1 protein-coding gene is annotated in these 682 nt (G+C 51.6%); it reads left to right on the top strand.

The features are described 5' to 3' along the window. Nucleotides 1–226: 226 nt before the first annotated feature. Nucleotides 227–583 (top strand): hypothetical protein, encoded by a 357-nt coding sequence (locus AC1RPN_RS08010; RefSeq protein ID WP_481763683.1) that lies wholly within the window; start codon nucleotides 227–229, stop codon nucleotides 581–583. Nucleotides 584–682: the final 99 nt, after the last annotated feature.

Here is a 682-nt window from a genome sequence, read left to right as displayed (position 1 = left end):
GGGAAACACCAGTGGTGATGGTTCTGCTGACCCAACGAAGCTCCAGACTGGTGCCATTGGTGCTGTCGGTATCTCGATCACTCCTGCATCTATGTGGGGCCGTTTCTCTCCGGGTTATGGACTTAGCGTAGGCGGTGGTGTTGCCAACAGCTACTAACGCAATTTAAGTAGTACCGGGGCTTATGCCCAACTCTCAAAAATAATCATACACTTTCCGGGAGAAGTTATGTTTGCAGTTGAAGGGGCGGCGTCACGCCTACTGGCCACGTCCGAGATCGAAGCTGACTACGAAGTTGATGGCAAGTTCGATACTGAGCGAGATCACGAACTCGAACACGTGCGTGGCAGCCTTGGCGCTAGCCGCATCCGTTATTCTATGGGTCGGAATCATCTTTTCCATAAGAGCAACCCTATGGAAATAGGAGACGAGGCAGAAGTCACGATCCTTGTTCTTAACAAGCTGGGCTACAAGATGCGAGTAAACAAGGGTGTGTTGGATCGACCCACGTTCGCGTGTTCTGCACTGCATAACATCTGCATCCAGCGCATCGGTAACGATCTTCGAATTTTCTTCCGGGCCTAAACATGTTTGCGCGACGTACGAGAAGTGCACGACGCGGTAAGTCTGGTATGGGCTCGATACGTCGTGAGAATTACAACACGGTTAACGGCATGCAGACGC

The organism is Dellaglioa sp. CoH-57-MRSF-20 (genome assembly GCF_056781955.1).
This window is presented reverse-complemented; position numbering and strand designations above follow the sequence as displayed.